At 64.6% G+C, this 460-nt stretch carries 1 protein-coding gene; it reads left to right on the top strand.

Annotated elements, in window-relative coordinates; all coding sequences use genetic code 11:
- A partial coding sequence (locus D7V88_RS42205) for a DUF2958 domain-containing protein (RefSeq protein ID WP_120546005.1) occupies positions 1-207 on the top strand: 207 nt, incomplete at its 5' end.
- Positions 208-460 lie beyond the last annotated feature (253 nt).

The raw sequence follows: 460 nt of genomic DNA, 5'->3' as shown, positions 1-460 counted from the left end.
GATTGGTGGGTCATCGAGTATGACGAGGACGACGGCCTGGCCTTCGGGTACGCATGTCTCGGCGACCCTCAGTCTGCCGAGTGGGGCTACGTCAGCCTGGTCGAGCTGGAGACCCTGCTGGTGCGTGACCTGTTCCCAGTCGAGCGGGATTTGCATTGGTCTCCCACGAAGGCGGGTGACTGCCGGCTCCCGGGGTGGCCCTTCTAGCCAGAGGTAAGGCCCGGTCGTAGTTGGCCGGGCCTCGCTCGCGTTGCTCGCTCGGCCAGTGCGCGACCATCCGCGCGTGGCAGCTCTTTTCGCGGAAGGGTTAACCAATGGCTCAGATACCTATAAGCCCCGAGGGAGGTCGTGGCGACCTCGTAGCGACTCGCTTCCCCCGCGGGACTAAGAAGCGCCTCGCTGAGGTGGCCAATCGGGAAAATATGACACCCGCGCAGTACCTGCGGTCCCTGTTGCTGGC

Source organism: Corallococcus terminator (assembly GCF_003611635.1).
Classification (GTDB): Bacteria; Myxococcota; Myxococcia; order Myxococcales; family Myxococcaceae; genus Corallococcus; species Corallococcus terminator.
Note: the sequence above shows the minus strand (reverse complement) of the source record. Positions and strands in the feature narration are given on the sequence as shown.